This is a genomic window from Luteibacter sp. P4_D7_3 (assembly GCF_056401735.1).
The window spans coordinates 1-6,125 of the sequence record NZ_JBFUIT010000246.1 but is presented as its reverse complement, the minus strand read 5'-3'; the positions used below and the strand labels follow the sequence as shown (position 1 = coordinate 6,125).

General features: G+C 65.9%; 5 protein-coding genes and 1 pseudogene. All 6 read right to left on the bottom strand.

The features are described from left to right. A partial coding sequence (locus AC1DSN_RS17000; protein ID WP_477331825.1) for a dihydroxy-acid dehydratase domain-containing protein occupies positions 1-984 on the bottom strand: 984 nt, incomplete at its 3' end. Between the two features lie 26 nt (positions 985-1,010). Continuing rightward, on the bottom strand, positions 1,011-2,075 hold the full coding sequence (gene leuB / locus AC1DSN_RS16995; RefSeq protein ID WP_477294941.1) for a 3-isopropylmalate dehydrogenase: 1,065 nt from the start codon (positions 2,073-2,075) through the stop codon (positions 1,011-1,013). Beyond that, entirely contained in the window at positions 2,072-2,668 is a 597-nt protein-coding gene (gene leuD / locus AC1DSN_RS16990; protein ID WP_477331823.1) for a 3-isopropylmalate dehydratase small subunit, read from the bottom strand. The genes leuB and leuD overlap by 4 nt, the downstream gene beginning before the upstream one ends. Further along, on the bottom strand, positions 2,665-4,080 hold the full coding sequence (leuC, locus tag AC1DSN_RS16985; RefSeq protein ID WP_477331821.1) for a 3-isopropylmalate dehydratase large subunit: 1,416 nt from the start codon (positions 4,078-4,080) through the stop codon (positions 2,665-2,667). Before leuC ends, leuD begins: the two co-directional genes overlap by 4 nt. Further along, positions 4,077-5,027: a branched-chain amino acid transaminase gene (locus tag AC1DSN_RS16980; protein ID WP_063573626.1), complete on the bottom strand. Its 951-nt coding sequence runs from the start codon at positions 5,025-5,027 to the stop codon at positions 4,077-4,079. Before AC1DSN_RS16980 ends, leuC begins: the two co-directional genes overlap by 4 nt. A gap of 65 nt (positions 5,028-5,092) precedes the next feature. Beyond that, positions 5,093-6,125: pseudogene (locus AC1DSN_RS16975) on the bottom strand (2-isopropylmalate synthase); the annotation flags it as partial.

Genomic DNA, 6,125 nt, shown 5'->3' with positions numbered 1-6,125 from the left:
GCGTAGTTCCTGCGCGACGATGGCCGTGCCGCCCGCGGCGGTCAGCTCCACGGCGCTATAGCGACCGCCCGGCTTCAAATCGGCAATCACCGGTGTATTCGCCGATGCTGGCTCAAAGTCCTCGATGCTCAGCGGCACGCGCGCCTCGTTGGCCATGGCCAACAGGTGCAGCACGGCATTGGTCGAGCCTGCGGTCGCCGCGACCATGCGTGCGGCATTGTCGAAGGCCGCGCGCGTCATCACGTCGCGCGGCAGGCGGTTGTTGTCCAGGCAGGCCATGGCGAGTTCGCCGCAGCGGAAGGCAGCGTCACGCTTGGCCGGATCGGTGGCGGGGATGTCGTTGAATCCGACCGGTGACAGTCCCAGCGTGGTCAGCACCATCGCCATGGTGTTGGCGGTGAACTGCCCGCCGCAGGCGCCGGCACCGGGGCAGGCATGGCGCTCGACGTCGTCGAGTTCGGCGTCATCGATCTTGCCCGCGCCATGGGCGCCGACCGCTTCAAACACCTCCTGCACGGTGATCGGGCAACCGTTTCGATTGCCATGCGCAATGCTTCCGCCATACAGCGCGACACCCGGAATGTTGAGTCGGGCCAGCGCCATCGCGGCCGCTGGAATCGTTTTGTCGCAGCCGCACAGCACCACCATCGCATCCAGGCAATGACCGTCCACCGCCAGTTCGATCGAGTCGGTGATCACTTCACGGCTGACCAGCGACGAACGCATGCCGGAGGTGCCCATGGCGATGCCGTCGGTGACGGCGATGGTGTTGAATTCCACCGGTGTACCACCGGCGGCGCGCACGCCTTCGGCGGCCGCTTCTGCCAGGTCGCGCAGATTGAGGTTGCACGGCGACACGTTGGACCAGCTGTGCACGATCGCGACCATCGGACGGGCGATCGCCTCGTCATCGAGGCCGGTGGCGCGTAGCATGGCGCGTGCCGGAGCACGGTCCGGGCCGGTCTTTATCGCATCGCTGCGCAGCGTGCGGATCGGGATCTTCTTCTCGTTCATGCGGCCTCCGCCTTGGCGTTACATGCTTCCAGAACAGCGCGCGTGACCGTGTAGGTGGTCGCGTTACCGCCCAGATCGCGCGTGAGATTGCTGTGCTCCAGTACGTGATCCACGGCCGCTTCGACCACGGCCGCCTCCTTGGTCAGCCCCAGCGAATGGCGCAGCAGCATCGCTGCCGAGAGAATCGTCCCGAGCGGGTTGGCCAGTTGTTGTCCGGCGATGTCGGGCGCGGAGCCGTGGATCGGCTCGTAGACGCCCGCGCCGGGGCCACCGATCGATGCGGAAGGCGACAGGCCCAGCGAACCCGCCAGCACCGAGGCTTCATCCGTCAGGATGTCGCCGAACATGTTCTCGGTCACGATCACGTCGTACTCGGCGGGACGCGTGAGCAGATGCATGGCCATGGAATCGACCAACTGGTGCTCCAGTTCCACATCGGGGTAATCCGCACCGACGCGTGTAGCGACCGAACGCCACAGGCGCGAGGTCTCCAGCACGTTGGCCTTGTCGACCGAGGTGACCTTCTTCTTGCGCGTGCGTGCCAGCTCGAAGGCATGACGAACGACACGCTCGATCTCCACGACGCTGTAGCGGCACTCGTCGGTTGCGTCGGTATCACTGCGCGTTTTCGCGCCGAAGTAGATGCCGCCGGTGAGCTCGCGGATAAACACCAGATCCACACCCTTCGTGCGTTCGGGCTTCAGCGGCGACAGGGCCGCCGTGCGCGGGTGCAGCTTCAGCGGGCGCACGTTCGCGAAAACGCCGAGCAGCTTGCGCATGGCCAGGAGACCCTGCTCGGGACGAACCGTCGCGTTCGGGTCCGACCACTTCGGGCCACCCACGGCGCCCAGCAGGATGGCGTCCGCGGCCAGCAGCGCTTCACGCGTTGCCGGTGGCAGCGGATCGCCAAAGCGATCGATCGCGTCGCCACCGATCGCATGCTCGGCGAAAGTGAACTGATGACCGAAGCGCTCGGCGACCTGGCGCAGCACAGCTACGCCAGCCGCAGCGACTTCGGGGCCGATACCGTCACCCGGCAGTACGACGATCTGGGCCTTCATGCGGCTTCCTCCATGCGGTTCTCGAAGGTGGCGATGGCGGCTTCGTGTTGCAGCAGGAAGCCCATCTGATCGACGCCGTTGAGCAGGCAGTGACGCGAGAAGGCGTCGAGGTCGAAGCGGATCGTTCCGCCGTCGGGCAGGCGGATCGAGCCATCGGCGATGTCGATACGCAGTTCGATGCCGGGATTGTCGAGCAGCCAGCGGTGTTCCGCCGCGCTCACGACGATGGCGAGCAGGCCGTTCTTAAGCGAGTTACCCCGGAAGATGTCCGCAATCTCGCTGGAGATGACCGCCTGGATGCCGTAGTCGAGCAGGGCCCACGGCGCGTGCTCACGCGAGGAACCGCAGCCGAAGTTATGACCGGCGACCAGGATGGCGCAGCCGCGGGCGTTTGCCTGATTCAGCGGGAAGGCAGGGTTGTCGCTGCCATCGGCGGCATAACGCCAGTCTTCGAAGCAATGCTTGCCCAGCCCCGTGCGTTCGGTCGTGGTGAGGAAGCGCGCCGGGATGATCCGGTCGGTGTCGATATTTTCGTTGCGCAGCGCCGCGGTACACGAATGCACGTAGGCGAGCGGGCGGCTGGTCGGGCTCATGCGGCAACTTCCTGGGTCATGTATTCGCGGGGATCGGTAACGCGTCCGGCGATCGCCGACGCGGCGGCGACGAGCGGGCTGGCGAGCACGGTGCGTGCGCCCTTGCCTTGGCGTCCCTCGAAATTACGGTTGCTGGTGGCGACGACGAGCTGGCCCGGCTGGGCCAGGTCGCCGTTCATGGCAATGCACATGGAGCAACCCGGCTCGCGCCACTCGGCGCCTGCGGCGCGGAATATCTCGTGCAGGCCTTCGCGCTCGGCGTYGCGACGAACCTGCTCCGAGCCTGGGACGACCAGCATGCGTACGCCGGCGGCGACCGTGCGACCACGCATGATTTCCGCGGCGGCGCGCAGGTCGGACAGGCGACCGTTGGTACAGCTGCCGATGAAGACCACGTCGACGGCCGCCCCTGCGATCGGCTTGCCGGCGACCACCTGCATGTAGTCGAGGGCACGCTGCTCGACCGCGTCTGCCGCGGCAGGGACGTTCGCGTGAATGGCGACGACCATGCCCGGATGCGTGCCGTATGTGACCGACGGCTGGATCGCCGAGGCGTCGATGCGCACCTCGCGGTCGTAGGTAGCGCCGGCATCGCTGGGCAGGGTGCGCCAGTGGGCGACGGCACGATCCCATGCGTCGCCCTTCGGCACGCGCTCGCGGCCTTCCAGCCACGCGAATGTCGTCTCGTCCGGAGCAATCAGGCCGGCACGCGCGCCCGCTTCGATGGACATGTTGCAGACGGTCATGCGCTCTTCCATCGACAACGCGCGTATCGCATCACCCTTGTACTCGAGCACGTATCCCGTACCGCCACCGATGCCGATGGTGCCGATGATGTGCAGGATCAGGTCTTTCGCCGTGACGCCACGCTGCAGGGCGCCATCCACATGGATGGCGAAGGACTTCGGCTTGCGCTGGAGCAAACACTGGGWGGCCAGTACATGGCCGACTTCCGTCGTGCCGATACCGAAGGCCAGCGCGCCAAAGGCGCCATGGGTGGCGGTATGGCTGTCGCCGCAGACGATGGTCATGCCGGGCTGCGTCGCGCCTACTTCGGGACCGGCGACGTGGACAATCCCGCGCTGCGGGCTGTCCCAGCCCATGAGGTCGACGCCAAACTCGCGAACATTCGATTCCAGCTTCGCGACCTGTGCTTCGGCTTCCTTCGTGTAGTACGGACGAACGCCGCTTGCATTGGCGGGCAGGGTCGGCGTGGAGTGATCGAGCGTCGCCAGCGTGCGATCGGGACGACGCACCTGCAGGTTGCGCGAGCGCAATTCATCGAAGGCCTGCGGGGAGGTCACTTCGTGGACCAGGTGCAGGTCGATGTAGAGCACGCCCGGTGTGCTCTCGGTCTCCGGAGCGACCTGGTGGCTGTCCCACAACTTGTCGAACAATGTACGCGCGCTCATGCGGCGGCCCTCCCGGCAACGGCAGGCTCGTCGATGGCGGTCAGCCAGCCCCAGCGGTCTTCGGTGCGACCGTCGAACAGGCCGAAGAAGTCTTCCTGCAACTGGCGCGTGATCGGGCCCGGCCGACCATTGCCAACGGGCTTGCGATCGACCGAGCGCACCGCGGTGACTTCCGCGGCCGTACCCGTCATGAACACCTCGTCGGCGAAATACAACATTTCTCGCGGCAGCGATTGCTCGACGACGTTGAAGCCGCGCTCGCGGGCCAGGGTCAGCACGGAGTCGCGCGTGATGCCGCAGAGGATCGACGACGCGGCGGGCGGCGTGTAGATGGTGCCCTTGCGCACGATGAACAGGTTCTCACCGGCACCTTCGCTCAGCAGGCCATCGGTGCCCAGCGCGATGCCTTCCGCGAAGCCGCCATTGATCGCCTCACGGGCGATCAGCTGGCTGTTGAGGTAATTGCCGCCGGCCTTCGCACCGCTCGGGTAGGTGTTGGGTGCGGCGCGGTTCCAGGAGGAGACACACACGTCCACGCCGTTCTCGATGGCATCGGCGCCGTGGTAAGCGCCCCAGGGCAGGGCGATGATGGCGACATCCACCGCGGTATCCAGTGACGGAGCGAGGCTGAAGGTGAAGCCGCTGCGGAAGACGATCGGACGGACATAGGCGGAGGTGAGGCCGTTGGCGGCGATCACGTCACGGCAGGCGCGATTGATCGCGTCGGCGTCGTAGGGCATCGTCAGGTCGTAAATGCGGGCGGAGTGGAACAAGCGCTCCGTGTGTTCTTCCAGCCGGAAGTAGCGCGGTCCGTCGGGCGTGGCATAAACGCGCACACCTTCGAACACGGAGGAGCCGTAATGCAGCGCATGCGCGCCGACATGCACGGTGGCGTCGGCCCAGGTCTTGATGCGACCGTTGTGCCAGAGATGGGTCGGGGCTTCCATGTGTTGCTCCTTCAGGGACTGACCGCGAGGGCGGCGGCTGGGGTGGTGTTCTGATGCATTGCCATCAGCGAAGTGAGGTCATCGTTGGTCACTGACCGCTGTTTGTCTGTAAGGGTTTTAAAACTTTCGAAGACGGCGTCGAGCGTTGCTTCGTCTACCTCGTACTCGAGTTCGACCAGTCGCTGGCGCAGCGCGTGGCGGCCGGAGTGCTTGCCCAGAACCAGCGAGGTCTTCGCGCCGACATCCTGCGGACGCATGATTTCGTAGGTGCCGCGGTGCTTGAGCATCCCGTGCTGGTGAATGCCGGATTCATGGGCGAAGGCGTTGTCGCCGACGATGGCCTTGTTGCGCGGCACGGCCTGGTTGGTGACTTCGGCCAGCAGGCGCGAGGTGGGGAACAGGCGCTCGGTGACGATGCCGGTGTCGACCTTGAACAGCGGGCGGCGCGTGTGCAGCGCCATCACAATTTCTTCCAGCGCGGCATTGCCGGCACGCTCGCCGATGCCGTTGATGGTGCATTCCACTTGCCGCGCGCCGGCGCTGATCGCGGCCAGGCTGTTGGCGGTGGCCATGCCCAGGTCATCGTGGCAGTGCGCGGAAAACACCACGCGGTCCGCGCCGCGCACGTGCTTGCGCAGGTAGGCGAACATCTCGGTAATTTCCTGCGGGGTGACGTAGCCGACGGTGTCGGGAGCGTTGAGGACGCAGGCACCGGCTTCGACAGCGACGGAAAAGATCTCGGCGAGATAGTCCGGCTCGGTGCGCAGCGCGTCTTCGGCGGAGAATTCGACTTCGTGAGCGAGGGCCTTGGCCCGGAGGATCGCCGTTGCAGCGATATCGATCACTTCCTGCTTGCTCTTGCCGAGCTTGTGCTCGCGGTGCAAGGGACTGGTGGACAGGAACAGGTGGATCCGTGAGTGTCGCGCGCCTTGCAAAGCCTTGCCCGCACTGTCGATGTCCGCTGKCTGACATCGGGCCAGTGCGGCGATCGTGGGCGTCTTCAGCGTCCTCGCGATCTCCGCCACGGCGGCGAAATCATCGGGCGAGGCTTGAGGGAAGCCGGCCTCGATGATGTCGACGCCCAACGCTTCCAGGGCA